Origin of the sequence: Pseudomonas sp. 22189 (genome assembly GCF_052045635.1) — a bacterium.
In the GTDB taxonomy this organism is placed as follows: Bacteria; Pseudomonadota; Gammaproteobacteria; order Pseudomonadales; family Pseudomonadaceae; genus Aquipseudomonas; species Aquipseudomonas parakoreensis.
This window is the reverse complement of the sequence record NZ_JBQEPG010000011.1, coordinates 121,652-140,601: the sequence shown is the minus strand read 5'-3', so window position 1 is coordinate 140,601 and position 18,950 is coordinate 121,652. Positions and strand designations below refer to the sequence as shown.

Genomic DNA, 18,950 nt, shown 5'->3' with positions numbered 1-18,950 from the left:
CTCATCAGTCACCGTCGTTGGCGTTGAAGCCCAGTTGGATGCCCAGCGCCTTGGCCAATTCGCCTTCGTGCAGGCGATGGACGACGTTGAGGCTGTCGTAGAGATCGTTGAGTTGTTGACGACCGGCGTCGTCCTGGAGCATTTCGGTCAGCGAGCGCTGCGTGCTGCCGAACAGCTCCAGCGACGCGGCGTAAGCGGCGTCGATTTTGTCTGCCAACGGTTTCTGCTCGGCCGGCAACAGACCGCGCAGGCCTTTGTTGTCGACGCCTTCCCAGACGGTTTTGGCCGCTGCCAGACTGGCTTCCAGCGCGGTCAGCGACGACTGGCTACGCCATGCATCGGCCTGGAACGGTTGCGGCACACCCTTGCTCTGACGGCCCATTGGCGTGCCGAGTTTTTTCTTCAGGGTGTCGAGGGCGGTAACCTGAACGCGCAGCAGATCGGCGATCGCTTCGTGGGAGTCGGCGTAGCGCTGGTTGGGGAATTTGCTCATCTGCGCGAGCATGCCGTCGGTGTTGTTCCAGCTCTGCAGAATCTCCTCGGCCAGTTGCTTCTGACGCTCACCGATGGCGATCAGCAACGGGCAGTACTTGGCTTTCTGCTCGGCGTTGGCGACGTCAGGCTTTTCATCGAACAGGATGTACTCGTAAGCCGACAGGCCCTGCACCACCACGCTGGATTTGGCCAGTGCGGCGGCGTCGATCTGCGGCTGGGCGGTGACCAGTTGCTCGACCTGACGGCCGACGAGGTTTTTCTTGTCCGGCCAGAACTGCACCTGCCACGAACGGTTGCCCTCGGCCAGCGGCCCGATCAGCAACGGTTGCAGCTCGGCCCAGGCTTTCTGCGCGTGCAGGAAGTCGGCGCGAGCGGTTTCCAGGGTTTCCTTGCCTTGGCAGTAGGCGAGGGCGCTGACCGCCAGTTGCTTGTCGGCTTCGACCCAACGGGTGTAAGTCGGCAGGATCACCGATTTGGCGATGGCCGCCGACGTGACTGCTTGCGGGTCCTGCGGCGAGCAAGCGCCAAGAGCAAGTGCGGCAAGGCTGGTGAACAACAACTTGGGACGGAACATGTCGGGCTCCCGATTCTTTTAAGTGTTTAAAGTGAGTTCAAGAACGCCAGCAGCGCGGCACGCTGCTCGGCGTTGAAAGACAAAACCTGTTGCTGCGCCTGCTGCGCTTCGCCGCCATGCCAGAGCACGGCTTCGAGCAGGTTGCGGGCGCGGCCGTCATGCAAAAACTGAGTGTGGCCGCTGACTGCCTGCGTCAGGCCGATCCCCCACAACGGCGGGGTGCGCCAGTCGCGGCCGGAGGCCTGGAATTCGCTGCGGTGGTCGGCCAGGCCGTCGCCCATGTCGTGCAGCAGCAGATCGCTGTACGGGCGAATCACTTGATTGGCCAATTCAGGTTCGGCGGCGTTGGCGGCGGTGGTGTATTTCGGGGTGTGACAGGACTGGCAACCGGCCTGGAAGAACAGGTTCTTGCCGGCCAGCACTTGCTCGTCGTTGACGCCACGACGTGCCGGCACTGCGAGGTTGCGCGTGTAGAACAGCACCAGACGCAGGATGTTGTCGCTGACTTCCGGCTCGCCGTCCGGGCCATTGCCGTTCGGCGCCTGCTTGCACGCGATTTGCGCGTCGGTGCAGTCATCGAAGGGGCGCAGGCTGGTCGTGAGGCCCATGTCTCCGGAAAACGCGTGGACATTCTGCTGATTGAGATTGGGTTGCCCGGCTTTCCAGCCAAAACGGCCGGCCACGGTTTTCTGTAACTCATCGTCCCAGACCCGATTTACGCGACCCTTAATGCCGTTGTTCTCTTTGGCCTGCGCGGCGGCGTTGGCGAGGATCGCTTCCTCCGGGATCGCTTCGAGCAGGCCGAGGCCGATCATCGGCGGCGCAACCCGGGCCGAGAAACGCGTGTCCGGGTGCATCGGGCCGTAGCCCAACTGAGTGAATTGCAGAACCGGTTTGCGCAGCTCGACTTCGGTGCCGTCCTTGAAACGGATCGGCACCGGGGTGTACTCGACGCGCACCTTGCCTTCGGGCGTGACCCCTGGCACGGCCATGTCCTGGAACTGGCCGCCGTAGACCGGTTCCGGCACCACGCCGAGTTGCTCGATGACGTTGGCATAGGCCGGTGAATCAGGGATCGACAGACGCACCAGCATCGACACCGCGTTCGCCGCATCCGGTGCCGGCGGGTGGCCACGGCCATCCTTGATGTGGCAGTTCTGGCAGGCGTTGGTGTTGAACAACGGGCCGAGGCCATCGCGGGCGGTGGTGGTCGACGGGGCGATCACCCACGGACTGCGGAAGAAACTGTTGCCGACACTGAAGTCGACCCGACGCGACGGCGGCAGATTGGCCGAAGGCAGCGAGAACGCATTCTGATCGGTCTTGCGCACAGTCGCCGCCCCGCCCGAACGCGCTTCACCCGGCTCAGCCTTGGTAAAACGCGGGGCGTCATCGCAGGCACTCAGGCCCAGGGCCAGAAACAGTGCGGACAAGCGAAGCAGCAGCGAGGGCATCAGACATCCTGCGGACGGGCGAAAACAAAGGCGCAAAGTCTAACAGGGCGAGTGAGTTTGAATAAGAGGAATTATCGTTTGCTTGATTTGCGGCAGGGGTTCACTCGAGACCGAGGCGCAGCCATCGCTGGCAAGCCAGCTCCCACAGTATTTGTGTTGTGCCCGGAGTGTGTGAACACCGCGAAACCTGTGGGAGCTGGCTTGCCAGCGATGAGGCCATCAGCATCACCGCAAAAAGCAGGCACGAAAAAGGCGACCCGGAGGTCGCCTTCTTGTGCAGCAAGCGTTGATCAGAACTCGTGATCAGCGTTGTCCGGGTTCAGGTCGCTGATGCCCAGCTTGCCGGCGGCGGCTTCGATCGAGCCGGTCTGCTTGACCAGCGCGGCGATGGCGTCACGCACGATCTGATTGCCGGCGGTGTTGCCGGCTGCGATCAACTGGTCGTAGTGCTCACCCTTGTTGGCGTGATCGACCATGACCTGGATCTTGGCTTCGGTAGCGGCCAGATCGGCTTTCAGCGCGGTGTCGGCAGCCGGGTCAGCCTTGGCCACCAGCGACGACAGGCTGGCGCCGGTCATCTTGGTCCCGTCAACCCGGGTGTACTCGCCCAGGTACACGTTACGAATGCCTTTGGCATCGTAGAAGTGCGAGTTGTGGGTGTTGTCGCTGAAGCAATCCTGTTCGTCTTCCGGCGAGTTGGCTTCCAGCGAAACCTTCATGCGCTCGCCCGCCAGTTCACCCAGGGACAGGCTGCCCATGCCGAACAGCATTTTGCGCAGACCGCTTTCAGCCGGCTCGGCTTCCAGGGTGGCGCGGTAGTTGTCAGCCACGTTCGGCTTCCAGTTGCCGACCATTTCTTCCAGGTCGCTGACCAGCAGTTGGGTCACGGCTTTGAGATAGGCACGGCGACGATCGTTGTGACCGCCAGTGGCGCCGGCGCCTTCCAGGTAATCCGACGCCGGACGGTTGCCGGCGCCCGGGCCGGTGCCGTTCAGGTCCTGGCCCCAGAGCAGGAATTCGATCGCGTGGTAGCCAGTGGCGACGTTGGCTTCGGAACCGCCCAGCTCGTTGAGGCTGGCGAGTTTTTCCGGAGTGATGTCTTTCACGTCGACCTTGTCTTCGCCGACCTGCACTTCAGTGTTGGCGATGATGTTGGCGGTGGCCCCCGGGTTGCCCAGTGCGTGTTCGTAGGACTTGTCGACGTAGTCGATCAGGCCTTCGTCCAGCGGCCAGGCGTTCACCTGACCTTCCCAGTCGTCGATGATGGTGTTGCCGAAGCGGAACACTTCGCTCTGCAGGTAAGGCACGCGCGCAGCGACCCAGGCTGCACGAGCGGCTTTCAGGGTGTCGGCGTTCGGCTTGGCGAGGAACGCGTCGACCGCGGTTTGCAGGGTTTTCGCAGTGGATTCGGCATCGCTGTAAACGGCGAAGACCATGTCGGCGTAGTGCGCGACCACAGCCTTGGCGGCGGCTTCATCGACTTTACCGGCAGCGGCAGGTGCTGGAGCGGCGGCGGTGCTGGCGGCCGGCGTCGGCGCGGCCGGGGCGGCAGCCTTGTCTTTGCCTTCGCCGCAACCGGCGAGGGAAATAGCGATGGCCAGCAGACTGGCGGTAGCCAGAGGCATACGAATCATGGCGAACATCCTGCTTCGGTAATGGAATGGACAGGGCGCGGGGGTGCGCAAAGCTGCGACATAATGCAAATCTTTCGCATTATGTGTAAAGGGTTGTGGCTGGAAATATTTCTTGTTTACGCCGGTGTGATGGCGCAGATCAAAAGATCGCAGCCTCGTTTCACTCGACAGCTCCTACAGGGGAATGCGATCCCTGTAGGAGCTGCCGCAGGCTGCGATCTTTTGACTTTATAAAATAGCCGCGTTGCTGCGTTGGGCTTGCTTGAGGTAGGCCGTCAGCTCCCGGGCCGGCAGCGGCTTGCTGTAGTGGTAACCCTGACCTTCGTGACAGCCTTCGGAAATGATGTAGGACTCTTGCTCGGCGGTTTCCACGCCTTCGGCGATCACCTGCATGCCCAGGCTCTTGCCCAACTGGATGATGGCGCGAACGATGGTCGCATCGTCGTCGTCATCCAGCAGATCCTGGACGAAGCTCTTGTCGATCTTGATCTTGTCCAGCGGCAGGCTTTTCAGGTAACTCAGCGATGAGTAACCGGTGCCAAAGTCGTCGATGGCAATCAGCGCCCCGGAGCGGCGCAGGCTCAGCAAGTGTTGGGCGGCGGTGCTGATGTCTTCCATCAGGCCGGTTTCGGTGACTTCCAACTCGAGGCTGCGCGGCGGCAGGCGGTAGATCTGCAGCAGGTTGTTGACCACCCGCGGCAGCTCGGCATGGTGCAGTTGCACGGTGGACAGGTTGACCGCCATGCGCAGGTCGACGAAGCCCTGATCGTGCCATTCCCGAAGTTGTTTGCAGGCCTGATCGAGCACCCACTCGCCGATGGCGATGATGGTGCCGTTCTGCTCGGCCAGCGGGATGAACAGGTCCGGCGGCACCAGACCATGCTCCGGATGCTGCCAGCGAATCAGTGCTTCGACCCCGACCACGCGGTGATCGCGGTAGCTGATCTGCGGCTGATAAACGAGGTAGAACTGGTCGCGAATCAGTGCGTCGCGCAGGTCTTTTTCCAGTTCGCGACGGCGGCGCATCTCGCTGTCGACGCTGGCGATGTAGAACTGATAGCGATTGCGCGAGCGGGTCTTCGCCAGCGTCATGGTCTGCTCGGCTTTCTGCAACAGTTTCTCGGTGCTGTCGCCGTCTTCGGGGAACAGGGTGATGCCGATGGTCGCGCGCAGGCGGATTTGCTGATGATCGAGGTCAAACGCCGCTTCCAGATCATCAAGGATGCTTTGCGCCAGTTCTGCCGCCTCGTAAGGCTGCTCGATATCGGCCTGCACCAGGGCAAACTGGTCGCCACCCAGACGAGCGAGGGCGCCAAGGCGACCGCTGTGGGCGCGCAGGCGATCGGCCAGTGCCAGCAATAACTGGTCGCCGGTTTGGTAGCTGAATTGCTCGTTGATGCCCTTGAAATCATCCAGCCCCACGCACAGTACCGCGACCCGGCGTTGCAGCTTGCCGGCATCCACCAGAATCTTGTCCAGTTGCTGCTGCAATTGCTGGCGGTTCGGCAGGCCGGTGAGGAAGTCGTACTGAGCCATGCGCAGCAGGCTGTTTTCCGCTTCGTGGCGCAGGTGGGTGTTGCGTTCGATGGATTCGAGCAACTGGTTGGCGGTGTTGATCCAGATCCCCAGTTCGTTTTTCTCGTGGCCCTTGAGCTGCGGAATCTTGTGCTCGCTGGGGCGATCGGGATTGATTTCGGTGAGGTGCTCGATGATCCGCGACAGCGGCTTGGTCAGCAGCCAGTGATAGACCAGATACAGCACCAGGCCCATGGCCAGGGCGCGCAATACGCCGGAAATGAAAATGATCACCGAACTGACAATGAAACTCTCGCCATAGATGGCGGTGTCGAGGGTGATGCTCAGGTCGCCGTAATACTCGCTGTACGGGCCGCGACCGACCAATTGGGTGGTGAACGTGCGTTCCTGACCGAGGATCAGATCGGTCAGCCAACGGCTGTTGGAGTGCTGCAACTCACGGGACTTTTGCGCGAGCATCGCTTCATTGGGGTGGCCGATGGAGGCCTGGCGCACGGCATCGTCCTGGAACAGGCCTTCGATCACCTGCATGCCCATTTCCCGGTCCAGGCTGTAGACCGCCTGCGTCGAGGGATCACGGAACATGTCGAGGATGCGCTGCGCGTCGCCGGCCACCGCCTGGCGGGTTTTATAGGCATCGAAAACAATCTGGGCGCAGCTCAAGACCACGCCGACGATCAATGCCGAAAGGAGCACGACCCGGAGCAACTTCACCGACAAGCTGTTCTTGAGTTCCAGCTTCAAAGGGTTATTCCTTGTTCCGTGCGGGTAGCGTCAAGTTGCCATGAGTATTGGCAATCCCGTGTTGGCAGTCAAAGGGACAATCAAGCCCAGGGATATTTGCCTGTGGCGTTGGCCGAAATGCAGCTGCCTGGAGTGTCAGCTCTATTTGTACTGTGTCGGTAGTTTCGGCCCTCAACTTGAGCAGGCTGGAACAAATTTTCGCTGATTTGATGGTAGCCCGCTGTGCTGCACCGGCAAGTGGCCGGAGACAGCGTTCATCGTGAGATACACGCAGGCATAAAAAAACCCGGCAATAGCCGGGTTTTTTGACTGGCGCGCAGCTTAAGCGGTGAAGGTTTTACCTTCGAACTGCTCGGCAACGAACTTCCAGTTGACCAGGTTCCAGAACGCTTCAACGTACTTCGGACGCAGGTTGCGGTAGTCGATGTAGTAAGCGTGTTCCCAGACGTCGCAGGTCAGCAGCGGGGTGTCGCCGCTGGTCAGCGGGTTGCCGGCGCCGATGGTGCTGGCCAGGGCCAGGGAACCGTCAGCCTTTTTCACCAGCCAGCCCCAGCCGGAACCGAAGGTGCCGATCGAAGTTTTGCTGAACTCTTCCTTGAACTTGTCGAACGAACCGAACGCTGCGTTGATGGCTTCAGCCAGTGCGCCGGTTGGTTGACCGCCGGCGTTTGGCGCCAGGCAGTTCCAGTAGAATGTGTGGTTCCAGACCTGAGCGGCGTTGTTGAAGATGCCGCCCGAGGAAGTCTTGACGATCTCTTCCAGGGTCTTGCCTTCGAACTCGGTGCCTGGCACCAGGTTGTTCAGGTTCACGACATAGGTGTTGTGGTGCTTGTCGTGGTGAAATTCCAGGGTTTCCTTGGAAATGTGCGGCTGCAGGGCATCGTGTGCGTAAGGCAGCGGCGGCAATTCGAAAGCCATGATGATTCTCCTAATCAGGTCTGTTGCGGTGAGCGCAAGGCCGATCACGGGCGGCCAGAAATGCACCGACGAGTTTTTACTCTTTGCGGCGCAGGGTTCGGATCATAGCACCGGGGTCAAGGCTTAACCACGCAACAACTGTGTGGGATAGAGGTTCCAGAGCTGTTTGGAATAAATCACTGGGCCAATATCAATTGCCCGGCGACCGTGAACATCATCAACGCCACCACCAGATCGAGAATCCGCCAGGTACTCGGCCTTGCCAGCCACGGCGCGAGCCATGCGGCACCGAGGGCGAGGGTGAAAAACCACAGCAACGAAGCACTTGCCGCACCCACGACATAAGCGCCCGGCACCGATTGCTGCGCCCCCAGCGAGCCGATCAGCAATACCGTGTCCAGATAAACGTGCGGGTTGAGCAGCGTCACCGCCAGCGCGCTGAGCATCACCGCGCGCAACGAGCGTACGGTGTGGTTTTCTCCCTGATCCAGACTCTGTTTCGAGAACGCCCGGCGCAGCGCCTGGCTGCCATACCAGATCAGAAAGACCGCGCCGCCCCAGCGCGCCACTGCGAGCAATGTCGGGTTCTGCGCCAACACCGTGGCCAGGCCGAAAACCCCGGCCGCCACCAGCAGCGCATCACAGGCCACGCACAGCGCCGCCACCGGCAGGTGATGTTCACGTCGCAGACTCTGCGCCAGCACAAAAGCATTCTGGGTGCCGATCGCCATGATCAGCCCCAGGGCCACCAATAGCCCGTTCACATAGCTTTGCCACATCAATAATTACTCCGCATTGGCTGCGAGATCGCGCAGCACGTGCATGGCGCGTTCGGCGTCGGCCTGACCGACAAACAAATGATCGTGGTAGTACCCGGCGATCACGTTGCAACTGATCCCGGCCTTGCCCAGTGCGCTGGCGAACGCAGCGGTCAGGCCAACGGCTTCCAGTGCCGAATGCACGTTGAGGGTGATCCACGCCGCGACATAATCGAAACTGAACCCGGCGCGTTCAGCCTGGGAGCGCTCGAGAATCACGGTCAGGCCTTCCTGCTCGCGGAAGCTGCCGACAATTTCCAGACCATTGGGCAACGGCGCGTCGCGCAGGGTGCAGAACACGTATTCGCCGGCGTTGAGCTGCGGGCTCATGCTGCGCAGCAAGGTCGTGAGTGAGGTTTCGCCAGCCATTGCTGTGTTCCTTGATAAAGAGTGCTTGCTGGCTATTCTCCGGTCGAAAGCGGTATAAGAAAAACCAATAGTGCTGATCGCTCATTAGGAAAACTGATGTTCGACTACAAATTGCTTTCCGCTCTGGCCGCCGTGGTCGAGCAGGCCGGATTCGAACGTGCCGCGCAGGTGCTGGGCTTGTCGCAATCGGCGATCTCCCAGCGGATCAAACTGCTGGAAGCGCGGGTCGGCCAACCGGTGCTGGTACGCGGCACGCCGCCATCGCCGACCGAGATTGGCCGGCGGCTGCTCAACCATGTGCAGCAGGTGCGCCTGCTCGAACGTGACTTGCAGACCCTGGTGCCGGCGCTCGACGAAGAAGGCCTGCCGGAGCGTTTGCGCATCGCCATCAACGCCGACAGCCTCGCCACCTGGTGGGCCGAAGCGGTGGGCGATTTCTGCGCCGAGCAGCATTTATTGCTGGATCTGGTGGTGGAGGATCAGACCGTCGGCCTCAAGCGCATGCGGGCCGGGGAAGTGGCGGCGTGTGTCTGCGCCAGCGAACGCCCGGTGGCCGGTGCGCGCAGCGTGTTGCTCGGGGCGATGCGCTATCGGGCGCTGGCCAGTCCAGCATTCATCGAGCGGCATTTCCCCGACGGGGTACGCGCCGAACAGCTGCCGCGCACCCCGGCGCTGGTGTTTGGCCCGGACGATTTCCTCCAGCATCGCTATCTCGCATCGCTGGGTGTCGATGGCGGATTCGAGCACCATTTGTGTCCGTCCTCCGAAGGATTTGTGCGCCTGACCGAAGCCGGGTTCGGCTGGGGACTGGTGCCGGAACTGCAAGTGCGCGAGCAACTGCAACGCGGTGTATTGCGCGAACTGTTGCCAGATAAACCGATCGATGTGCCGTTGTACTGGCATCATTGGCGCAATGGCGGTCAGCTGCTGGCCTTGCTGACCGAACAATTGCTACGTTCTTCATCGCGCTGGCTGGTGCCCTTGGGCTGATGATCAGCGTCAAGAAAGACGTATCAGGTAAACGAAAGTCATCGGAGCGTTACATGAAAATTCTGGTCACCGGCGCAAGCGGCTTCATCGGCGGACGCTTTGCGCGTTTCGCCCTGGAGCAGGGCCTGGACGTGCGGGTCAACGGTCGCCGGGCCGAAAGCGTCGAGCATCTGGTGCGCCGTGGCGCCGAGTTCGTCCCGGGCGATCTCACCGATGCGGATCTGGTGCGCGAACTCTGCGCCGACGTCGAAGCCGTGGTGCACTGCGCCGGTGCCGTCGGCTTGTGGGGGCGCTATCAGGACTTTCATCAAGGCAACGTGCAGGTCACCGAAAACGTCGTCGAAGCCTGCCTCAAGCAGCGCGTGCGGCGGCTGGTGCATCTGTCGTCGCCGTCGATCTATTTCGATGGCCGCGATCACCTCGGCCTGACCGAAGAGCAAGTGCCCAAGCGCTTCAAACATCACTACGCGGCGACCAAATACCTGGCCGAACAAAAGGTCTTCGGTGCGCAGGAATTCGGTTTGGAAACCATTGCTCTGCGTCCGCGCTTTGTCACGGGTGCCGGCGACATGAGCATCTTCCCGCGCCTGCTGAACATGCAGCGCAAGGGCCGTCTGGCGATCATTGGCGACGGCCTGAACAAGGTCGATTTCACCAGCGTGCAGAACCTCAACGAAGCGCTGCTCAGCAGCTTGCTGGCGGCTGGCTCCGCGCTGGGCAAGGCCTACAACATCAGCAATGGCGCGCCGGTGCCGTTGTGGGATGTGGTCAATTACGTGATGCGCAAGATGGAAGTGCCGCAGGTCACCAAATACCGTTCGTACGGCCTGGCCTACAGCGTTGCGGCGCTCAATGAAGGCGTGTGCAAACTCTGGCCGGGCCGCCCGGAGCCGACGCTGTCGCGGCTGGGCATGCAGGTCATGAAGAAAAATTTCACCCTCGACATCAGCCGCGCCCGGCATTATCTGGACTACGATCCGAAAGTCAGCCTGTGGTCGGCCCTCGACGAGTTCTGTGGCTGGTGGAAAGCCCAGGACATCCGTTGATACAAGTCGCCCGGCCAGCAATGAACCGCACTGCCGCTTGAGGGTCAATCCCTGCGGCTGCGGCGGTTATACTTCGCAGCATTTAGCCATCACCGCGTTCCACAAAGGTTGCCTCAATGTCCATGCGTAACGATGCCAACGACGATTTCGACGATGTACCGAGCCTGCGGGCCGACACCTTTGACGACGATGACATTCCGCCCAGCGCCCGCACCTCGGTGCACTCGCGCACGCCGCCGATGGTCAAGGTCAAGGCCGCGAGTACCGGGCCGCTGTGGGCACTGGTCGGCGCGTTGTTCTTCGCCTTCATCGGTCTGGCCTGGTGGAGCTTCCAGCAGATTTCGCTGATGGAGCAGCAATTGGTCGCCACCCAGGAAAGCTTTGCGCGCATCAGCGAGGAAGCGGCGGGGCGGTTGCAGGACATTTCCGGCAAGGTGGTGGCCAGCCAGAGCAACGTCAACAGCGACAGCGAAGCGTTGAAGCTGCAGATCAAACAGCTGGAAACCCAGTTGCTGGATCAAAGCAAACAGCAGCAAGGCGTGGTGGGTCAGGCCAGTGATCTGGACAAGCGTCTGGCGCAAATGACCGCGCAGACCACCGAACAACAGAACGCCAATACTCAGTTGCAGGCTCAGGTCAAAGCCTTGAGCGCGGAACTGGCGACCCTGAAAAGCACCCCGGCCGACACCGGTAAGGTCGACGCTCAGCTCAAGAGTTATGACGCGCAGCTGAAAAGCCTCGGCGCTGATATCACGGCGCTGAAGAAGCAGGGCACTTCGAACGCGGCGATCGAGCGTCTGGAGCAGGAAATCGTCGTCCTCAAAAGCGAACAGGACAATCGCCCTGCCGCTGCGCAGGGTGGTGGCAATACCGCCGAGTTCGACGCATTCCGCGGGCAGATGACCCGCAACCTCAACACCCTGCAGGCGCAGATCCAGAACCTGCAACAGCAGATCAATGCCCGGCCGTAGGGCCTGATGAACTGTAGCCAGGGACCTTTGTGGTGAGGGGATTCATCCCCGATGGGGCTGCACAGCAGCTCCCAAACCATTAGCTCGGTGTGTCAGAAAATATGTGTTCTCTCCATCAGGGCTGCTGCGCAGCCCATCGGGGATAAATCCCCTCGCTACAGGATGCGGCGCCCCGTCCGAGCCCAAGCCGTCTACGCTCTTGAAACACCAACAAGAACGAGGGATGCGTTATGGGATTTTTGCATAAAGTGGCGTGGCTCGGGGTGATGCTTTTTGTGGGGGCAGGGCAGGTCAACGCTGCCGCCACGCAAAAGGACGACAGCAAGGCCGCCATCGCTTTGCTGGAAAAGGCCCTGGCCTATTACCACGACAACGGCGACAAGGCCTTCGCCGCGTTCAGCCGTCAGGGCGAGTTCGTCGACAAGGATCGCTACGTGTTCGTGGTCGACACCAAGGGCGTGATGCTCGCCAGCGGCGGGCCCTCTTCAGCCTTGATTGGCCGTGACGTCAGCGAGGTGCTCGCGCCGGATTTGCAGAAAGCCTTCAAGGACGCCTTGCTAGTGCCGGAAGGCAACGGCATTCAACAGGCCGAATACCGCTGGCAGAACTGGGCCGACGGCAAGGTCGAGCGCAAACATGTGTATTACCAGCGCATCGGTCAGCGCATTCTGGCCGTCGGTTATTACCTGCCGCGTGCGTCAGCCGAGCAGGCCAAGGCACTTCTCGACAAGGCTGCAACCGATCTGGGGAAAAACGAGAAGGGCACGCTGACGGCCATCAACTCGCTCAAGGGTGGTTATCTGCAGGATGACTTGTATGTGTTCGTGGTCGATCTGCAGACCGAACGCTACGTTGCCCACGGCACCAACCTGCGCCTGATCAACACCGACTTCAGCAAGATCAAGGACCCGGAAGGTAAACCGGTGGGCGAGCCGATGCTGGCGCTGATCGCCAAGCAGGATGACGGTGAATACGAATACCGCTGGAAAAACCCGGTGACCGGCAAGGTCGAGGACAAGCATGCGTACCTGAAGAAGGTCGGGCATTTTCTGGTGGCGGTGGGTTACTACAGCCCCTGAAAATCAAAAGATCGTCCGAACGCGGCCCGAGCCTTCGGCAGCTCCTACATGGGAATGCATCTCTGTAGGAGCTGCCGCAGGCTGCGATCTTTTGCTGTTATTTGGCGCCGTGCTCGCGCCCGCGCAGCAGGTTGTTCGGCATCGCAATCGCCGCCGCCAGCCCCAGCAACGACACCGCCGTACTCACCCACAGCAAATGCCGGAACGTCACCGAAAGCTCGGCGCGCAAGGCGTTCTGCGCATCGCCCGGTGCGGCGTTCAAACCGTCGAGCAGCACGTTGCCCGAATGCCCCTCGCTGAGCAGCGAGTTGCTCGCCAGGTGGGCGAAACTCGAATCCTGCAATAACGCCAGCAACAGCGCCGACATCAACGCCACACCCACTGCGCCGCCCAGCGAGCGGAACAGGTTGGTGGTGCTGGTGGCGACGCCGATGTCGCGCTGTTCCACCGAGTTCTGTGTGCCCACCAATGAAGTCGGGAACTGCATGCCGCCGGCAATCCCGCTGAGCAGCATGAACAGACTGCTGACCAGCGTCGCATCCGGTGGGCTGAACGCCATGCCGAGAATCGAAATCGGCATCAGGATCGCACCCGTCAGGATCTGGGGTTTGTAACGACCGGTCACCGAGGTGCGGCGTCCGGCGAAATAGGCGCCTATCGGCAGTCCCATCGCCAGCGGCAGCAAGTGCAACGCCGCCGCATCGGCACCGGCGCCAGTGACGCTCTGAAAGCGCAGCGGCATCAGCACAATCAGCGAGATCGCCTGAAAACTGGTGAAGAAAATCGTGCACCAGCACAGCAACGCGTTGCGGTTGGTGAACAGGTGCATCGGCAGCAGCGGCTCGCGCGCCCGGCGTTCATGCCAGACGAACACCGCCAGCACCAGCACCGCACAGGCGAACAAGCCAAGCACTTCGCTGCTGCGCCACGAATGGCCCTGACCGACCTGAGTGATGGCCAGCAGCAACGCGGTCAAACCGATGATCATCAACAGCGTGCCGAGGTAGTCGATGATCGGTTTGCGCTGCGGAATCGGCAGCCCGCGCAGGTTGCGATTGGCCACCCACCAGGCGCCCAGCCCCAGCGGCAGGTTGATCAGGAATACCCAGCGCCACGACAGGTATTCGGTCATGTAACCGCCGAGCACCGGCCCGGCGACGCTGGCCACCGCATACATGCTGCTGAAGTAACCCTGATAGCGCCCGCGTTCGCGGGGCGGAACGATGTCGCCGATGATCGCCTGACTGACCGAGATCATTCCGCCGGCGCCGATGCCCTGGAGAATCCGCGCCAGCACCAGTTGTTCCATGCTCTGCGCCATGCCGCAAAACAGCGAGGCGAGGGTGAACAGGCCCATGCCGAACAGCATCAGTTTGCGCCGTCCGTACAAATCGCCGAGCTTGCCGTAGATCGGCACGGCCACGGTCATCGCCACCATGTACCCGGAAATCACCCAGGCCAGCAGGCTGACGTCCTTGAACTGTGCGGAGATGGCGGGCATCGAGACGGCGACGATGGTCTGGTCCAATGCCCCGAGAAAGATCGCCAGCATCAGCGCGACCAGCACGCTGCGAATGGCCGGTTTGGGTGTTTCAGGCTGGTGAAGATTGGTCACGGCGGAACCTGCGGGCAGTGAGAATCCCGCAGGCCATCGGGCGAGCGGGGATGCTCGCCAGTGTAAGTCGGTAGGAAGCTATTCGATAGCCTCATAAGGAAGCCCGACGTAATTTTCTGCAATGGTTTTCCGACCCGCTTCTGAACTGACGAAATAGTCCAGTTCCGAGGCGCTGATCCGTTGGCTGAAAGCATCATGCTCGTCGAAACGGTGCAGCATCGAGGTCATCCACCAGGAAAACCGTTCGGCTTTCCAGACCCGGCGCAGGCAGATTTCCGAGTATTTCTCCAACAGATCCGTGCGCCCTTCGCGATAAACCTTCAGCAGAATGTTGAACAAAGTGCTGACATCGCTGGCGGCCAGGTTCAGGCCCTTGGCCCCGGTGGGCGGCACAATGTGTGCGGCATCGCCGAGCAGAAACATCCGCCCATACTGCATCGGCTCGACGACAAAGCTGCGCAGCGGCGCGATGCTTTTTTCAATCGACGGGCCGGTGACCAGTTTTTCGGCAAGCTCGGCGGGCAGACGGGTTTTCAGCTCAGCCCAAAAGCGCTCATCGGACCAGTCCGCGACGTTTTCTTCCGCCGGCACTTGCAAGTAGTAACGGGTGCGGGTGGCCGAACGCATGCTGCACAGGGCGAAGCCGCGTTCGTGACGGGCGTAGACCAGTTCTTCGTGCACCGGCGGGGTGTCGGCGAGAATTCCCAGCCAGCCGAACGGGTAGACCCGTTCGAAAATCTTCAGGCAGTCTTCGGGAATCGACTGCCGGGCCACGCCGTGGAAGCCATCGCAACCGGCGATGTAATCGCAATCGACGCGCCAGGTTTCACCGTCCTTTTCGAAGGTGACAAACGCTTCGTCGCTTTTCATGCCGTGAGGAACGACATGGCTCGCCTCGTAAATCGTCGGCGCACCGGCCTCCCGACGAGCGGCCATCAGGTCGCGCGTGACCTCGGTCTGGCCGTAGACCATCACGGTTTTGCCACCGGTCAGACCCTGCAGATCGATGTGGGCCAGACGCCCATCCAGGGCCAGATCGAAACCGCCGTGCACCAGTCCTTCGGCGTCCATGCGCTGGCCGACTCCGGCCTGGCGCAACAGCTCTACCATGCCTTGTTCGAGCACGCCGGCGCGAATCCGCCCGAGGACATAGTCGGGCGTCTGGCGTTCAAGAATCAGGGTGTCGATGCCGGCGTTGTGCAGCAACTGACCGAGGAGCAATCCGGAGGGACCGGCGCCAATGATGGCGACTTGGGTTTTCAGCGTTTTCATTGTTTTTATGACTCGCAAGCTTCACGCGACAGCAGCCGGTGAATGATTTTTATGGATCGAGTGCTTGCATTTTTCCCTTGCGGGTCTGTCAATTGAAGGTGAAAACTGAGCCGATACCTGTACATTCTGCCAATCGGTGCGATTATCGCCCGCAAACCTCGAGGCCTGGATTGAAGTGATGAACAAGCCTGACCTGCCTTCGATTCCGGTGTTCAAGCTCTACGGTGAAAGCCTGGACTGGCCGACCCCTGACTTGCTGCACTGTGAAACCATTTCCAAACGCAGTCGCGAACATCAATGGGAAATCAAACCCCACCGCCACGCCGATTTGTGCCAGTTACTCTTCGTTTTCAAAGGTCAGGCAGAGCTTGAAATCGAAGGTCAACGCACGCAGCTCAACGAACCCGCGATTCAAGTCCTGCCCCCGTTATCGGTGCATGGCTTTCGTTTTTCCGAGGACGTCGAAGGTTTCGTCGTTACCCTCGCCAATCCGTTGATCAACCACCTGCAGGCGCAACTGGGCAATTCGGTGCATGCCCTGGCGCAGGCCGAGCACTATCCGGCGGGCAAGGATGCGCAGTACCTGCACAGTCTGTTTTCAGCATTGCAGGCCGAATACAACGGCCATCAACCCGCGCGGGAAATGCTCATGCATTCGCTGGTCAGCGTGATCATGGTCTGGGTCAGCCGTCAGGCGATCGTGCGCCATAACGCCAGTCAGCGCCCACAACGCCAGCGCGAATACCTCAATGGGTTCATTCAATTGGTGGAGGAGACGTACCGCCAGCATGTGAAGGTCGAAGACCTGGCGCATCGCTTGGGGATTTCGGTGTCACACCTCAACGGTACTTGCCGGGAGCTGGCAGGGCAGCCAGCGCTGCAGATCATGCACGAACGCCAGTTACTGGAAGCCAAACGTTTGCTGACCTACACCAGCATGACCATTTACGAGATGTCGGAGCTGTTGGGGTTTTCCGATCCGACCAACTTCACGCGCCTGTTCCGGCGCAGGGTGGGGATTTCGCCAAAGGCGTTTCGCGACCGGCTGAAGGCCGAACAGTAAATCTGTGCCACCACAAATCCCTGTGGGAGCGAGCCTGCTCGCGAAGACGGTTTTTCATTCAGCATTGTTGTTGGCTGACACACCGCTTTCGCGAGCAGGCTCGCTCCCACAGGACCGCATTCCAGCTCAGGTCAATCAGCGCAATGCGTTCAGCGTCGCATTGTGCGGAATACAACGCTCGAAATTGCAGCTCGCATAATCGCGGGGCAGTTGTCGCAGTTGCTCGACCCGCCAGGCCGCAGTGCCGTACAGCGCCAGCGTGGCGGCGCAGGTGATGAAGATCGCGAAGTACCTTCTTGTTCTGATGTTCATGGCGTAGACCTCTGAACGCATACCCTGCGGTATTACTTTCAGCATAGAACAAGATCAAAAGATCGCAGCCTGCGGCAGCTCCTACATTTGGAATGCATTTCCTCTGTAGGGGCTGCCGCGGGCTGCGATCTTTTGCTTTTCTACAACCCCACATCCCACTCTGGATGCTCGGGAAACCGTTGCACCAGAAAATCCAGCATGCTGCGCAGCGCCGCCGGCATGTGCTTGCGCGAGGCGTACACCGCGTAGATGTTCATCTGCCGTGGTTCGGCATCCGGCAGCAGACGCACCAGTTCTCCGGCATGCACATGCACCCCGGCCTGATAGGTCGGCAGCATCGCCACGCCCGCACCGGCCAGGGTCGCGCGCAGCAACGTGCTGGCCTCGTTGGCGCTGATGTTGCCTTGCACCGGCACCGACACCGGTTCGCCGTCCTCTTCGAAATGCCACAGGCTCTTGCCGAAATACGAATGCGTCAGACAGTTGTGCCGGCTCAGGTCCTCGACCCGTTGCGGCGGCGGGTTTTCGCGCAAGTAGGCGGGCGCGGCGCAGACGACCGAACGGCACACCGTCAGGCGCCGGGCGATCAGGTTCGGGTCCAGGTCATTGCTGGTGCGGATCGCCAGATCGATGCGTTCATCCACCAGATTCACCGTGCGGTCGAGCATTTGCAGATCGATGCTGACCCCGGGGTAGCGCTTGACGTACGCCGCCATGGCATCGGCCAGTTGTGCTTGGCCAAACGAGGTGCTGACACTGATGCGCAGCAGTCCGCGCGGCGCATCGTGGGGTTCGCTGACAGCGGCCTGCATATCGCTTGAGAGTTCGAGCATCTGTCGGCAGCGCGGCAGGATTTCGCTGCCGGCGGTGGTTAGGCTCAATTTGCGCGTGGTGCGGTGCATCAGACGCGCGCCGACCCAGTCTTCCAGCTCCGCCAGATAGCGCGACACCACCGGCCGTGACAGGTCCAGATGATCGGCGGCTGCCGACTGGCTGCCCAGATCCACCACCGTGACAAACACGCGCATTGCTTGAAGACGATCCATGATTTGCCCGCTTTCAGAAACAAACTATGTTCAAGCATCGCATTTTTTGTACCGAGTCAGGCAACTAAGCTCTGTCCCATCGCCAAACACGGCATTCGGATCACGGAGCAACAGATGATCGGCTTCACCACCCTCAAGCGCGTTTTGCTGGCCACCGCCACCCTCGGTTTTGCGGCCCATGCCGCTGCCGCCAACCTGACCCTGGACGTTTACAACCCGGGCACCAACGCGATCTTCCCGGTGACCTCGGTGCTGGTCAGCGGCGAGAAAGACGCGATTCTGGTCGACGCGCAATTCGGCAAGGCCCAGGCCGAACAGGTGGTGGAAAAGATTCGCGCCAGCGGCAAACACCTGACCACCATTTACATCAGCCACGGTGACCCGGATTACTACTTCGGCCTCGACACCCTGACCCAGGCCTTCCCCGACGCCGAGGTCCTGGCGTCGCAGCCGACCGTTGATCACATCAACAAAACCGTCGCCGGCAAACTCGCCTTCTGGGGCCCGAAAATGGGCGCCGACGTACCGGCCAAAACCATCGTGCCGGGCGTGCTCAAGGGCGACAGCCTGATGCTCGAGGGGCAGAAGCTGCAGGTGGTCGGTCTTGAAGGCAAACAACCGGATCGCAGCTTCGTGTGGATTCCGTCGCTCAAGGCGGTGGTCGGTGGTGTTGTGGTCGCAGAGAACATTCATGTGTGGATGGCTGATACCCAGACTGCGCAATCCCACGCCGACTGGCTGCAAACCCTGCATTCGATTGAAACCCTGAAGCCGAAAACCGTGGTGCCCGGTCACTTTCTGGGCGAGAGCAGCCGCTCGCTGGCCAGCGTGAAATTCACCGCCGACTACATTAAGGCTTTCGACGAAGAAACCGCCAAGGCCAAGGATTCCGCCGCACTGATCAAGGCCATGCAAAAACGCTACCCGACACTCGGCGAAGAAAGCTCGCTGGAGCTGAGCGCCAAAGTCGCCAAGGGCGAAATGCAGTGGTAAGCCGATTCTGAAAACGCAGCA

General features: G+C 60.9%; 17 protein-coding genes. 6 read left to right on the top strand and 11 right to left on the bottom strand.

Annotated elements, in window-relative coordinates; translation table 11 throughout:
- Nucleotides 1–4: 4 nt before the first annotated feature.
- From ACTJKS_RS14135 to ACTJKS_RS14105, 7 genes are all read right to left on the bottom strand, one after another.
- On the bottom strand, nucleotides 5–1,069 hold the full coding sequence (locus ACTJKS_RS14135; RefSeq protein ID WP_108183658.1) for an imelysin family protein: 1,065 nt from the start codon (nucleotides 1,067–1,069) through the stop codon (nucleotides 5–7).
- A gap of 26 nt (nucleotides 1,070–1,095) precedes the next feature.
- On the bottom strand, nucleotides 1,096–2,523 hold the full coding sequence (locus ACTJKS_RS14130; protein ID WP_108183657.1) for a di-heme oxidoreductase family protein: 1,428 nt from the start codon (nucleotides 2,521–2,523) through the stop codon (nucleotides 1,096–1,098).
- 290 nt (nucleotides 2,524–2,813) lie between these two features.
- Nucleotides 2,814–4,157 (bottom strand): imelysin family protein, encoded by a 1,344-nt coding sequence (locus tag ACTJKS_RS14125; protein WP_108183656.1) that lies wholly within the window; start codon nucleotides 4,155–4,157, stop codon nucleotides 2,814–2,816.
- 228 nt (nucleotides 4,158–4,385) lie between these two features.
- Nucleotides 4,386–6,437, bottom strand: coding sequence for a putative bifunctional diguanylate cyclase/phosphodiesterase (locus tag ACTJKS_RS14120; protein ID WP_108183655.1), 2,052 nt, complete (start codon nucleotides 6,435–6,437; stop codon nucleotides 4,386–4,388).
- A 321-nt stretch (nucleotides 6,438–6,758) separates the two neighbouring features.
- On the bottom strand, nucleotides 6,759–7,355 hold the full coding sequence (locus tag ACTJKS_RS14115) for a superoxide dismutase (RefSeq protein ID WP_003227660.1): 597 nt from the start codon (nucleotides 7,353–7,355) through the stop codon (nucleotides 6,759–6,761).
- Between the two features lie 176 nt (nucleotides 7,356–7,531).
- Nucleotides 7,532–8,134: a LysE/ArgO family amino acid transporter gene (locus tag ACTJKS_RS14110; protein ID WP_086791803.1), complete on the bottom strand. Its 603-nt coding sequence runs from the start codon at nucleotides 8,132–8,134 to the stop codon at nucleotides 7,532–7,534.
- A gap of 6 nt (nucleotides 8,135–8,140) precedes the next feature.
- On the bottom strand, nucleotides 8,141–8,542 hold the full coding sequence (locus tag ACTJKS_RS14105) for an ACT domain-containing protein (RefSeq protein WP_041068425.1): 402 nt from the start codon (nucleotides 8,540–8,542) through the stop codon (nucleotides 8,141–8,143).
- 96 nt (nucleotides 8,543–8,638) lie between these two features.
- Between ACTJKS_RS14105 and ACTJKS_RS14100 the strand changes: the two genes are divergently transcribed.
- From ACTJKS_RS14100 to ACTJKS_RS14085, 4 genes are all read left to right on the top strand, one after another.
- Nucleotides 8,639–9,532: a LysR family transcriptional regulator ArgP gene (locus ACTJKS_RS14100; RefSeq protein ID WP_262948213.1), complete on the top strand. Its 894-nt coding sequence runs from the start codon at nucleotides 8,639–8,641 to the stop codon at nucleotides 9,530–9,532.
- A 53-nt stretch (nucleotides 9,533–9,585) separates the two neighbouring features.
- Nucleotides 9,586–10,578, top strand: a complete 993-nt coding sequence (locus ACTJKS_RS14095; protein WP_047296149.1) for an NAD-dependent epimerase/dehydratase family protein — start codon at nucleotides 9,586–9,588, stop codon at nucleotides 10,576–10,578.
- 116 nt (nucleotides 10,579–10,694) lie between these two features.
- The gene (locus ACTJKS_RS14090) at nucleotides 10,695–11,549 is read left to right on the top strand and encodes an ATPase (protein WP_108183653.1); all 855 of its coding nucleotides are present in this window, start codon (nucleotides 10,695–10,697) and stop codon (nucleotides 11,547–11,549) included.
- 230 nt (nucleotides 11,550–11,779) lie between these two features.
- Complete coding sequence (locus tag ACTJKS_RS14085; RefSeq protein ID WP_086791807.1) at nucleotides 11,780–12,628, top strand: cache domain-containing protein; 849 nt, start codon at nucleotides 11,780–11,782, stop codon at nucleotides 12,626–12,628.
- A 97-nt stretch (nucleotides 12,629–12,725) separates the two neighbouring features.
- On the opposite strand, the gene ACTJKS_RS14080 is transcribed toward ACTJKS_RS14085, so the two are convergent.
- Nucleotides 12,726–14,243 (bottom strand): MDR family MFS transporter, encoded by a 1,518-nt coding sequence (locus tag ACTJKS_RS14080; RefSeq protein WP_086791809.1) that lies wholly within the window; start codon nucleotides 14,241–14,243, stop codon nucleotides 12,726–12,728.
- A 78-nt stretch (nucleotides 14,244–14,321) separates the two neighbouring features.
- Nucleotides 14,322–15,506 (bottom strand): 4-hydroxybenzoate 3-monooxygenase, encoded by a 1,185-nt coding sequence (pobA, locus tag ACTJKS_RS14075; protein ID WP_262948235.1) that lies wholly within the window; start codon nucleotides 15,504–15,506, stop codon nucleotides 14,322–14,324.
- Between the two features lie 187 nt (nucleotides 15,507–15,693).
- On the opposite strand from pobA, the gene ACTJKS_RS14070 reads away from it, so the two are divergent.
- Complete coding sequence (locus tag ACTJKS_RS14070; protein WP_095668431.1) at nucleotides 15,694–16,578, top strand: helix-turn-helix domain-containing protein; 885 nt, start codon at nucleotides 15,694–15,696, stop codon at nucleotides 16,576–16,578.
- Nucleotides 16,579–16,713: 135 nt separating this feature from the next.
- Here the strand turns inward: ACTJKS_RS14070 and ACTJKS_RS14065 are convergent, their stop codons facing one another.
- Nucleotides 16,714–16,890 carry a hypothetical protein gene (locus ACTJKS_RS14065; protein WP_174376820.1) on the bottom strand — a complete coding sequence of 59 codons (177 nt, stop codon included), beginning with the start codon at nucleotides 16,888–16,890 and terminating at the stop codon, nucleotides 16,714–16,716.
- Between the two features lie 140 nt (nucleotides 16,891–17,030).
- The gene (locus ACTJKS_RS14060) at nucleotides 17,031–17,936 is read right to left on the bottom strand and encodes a LysR family transcriptional regulator (RefSeq protein ID WP_262948212.1); all 906 of its coding nucleotides are present in this window, start codon (nucleotides 17,934–17,936) and stop codon (nucleotides 17,031–17,033) included.
- Between the two features lie 114 nt (nucleotides 17,937–18,050).
- On the opposite strand from ACTJKS_RS14060, the gene ACTJKS_RS14055 reads away from it, so the two are divergent.
- On the top strand, nucleotides 18,051–18,929 hold the full coding sequence (locus ACTJKS_RS14055) for an MBL fold metallo-hydrolase (RefSeq protein WP_108183650.1): 879 nt from the start codon (nucleotides 18,051–18,053) through the stop codon (nucleotides 18,927–18,929).
- Nucleotides 18,930–18,950: the final 21 nt, after the last annotated feature.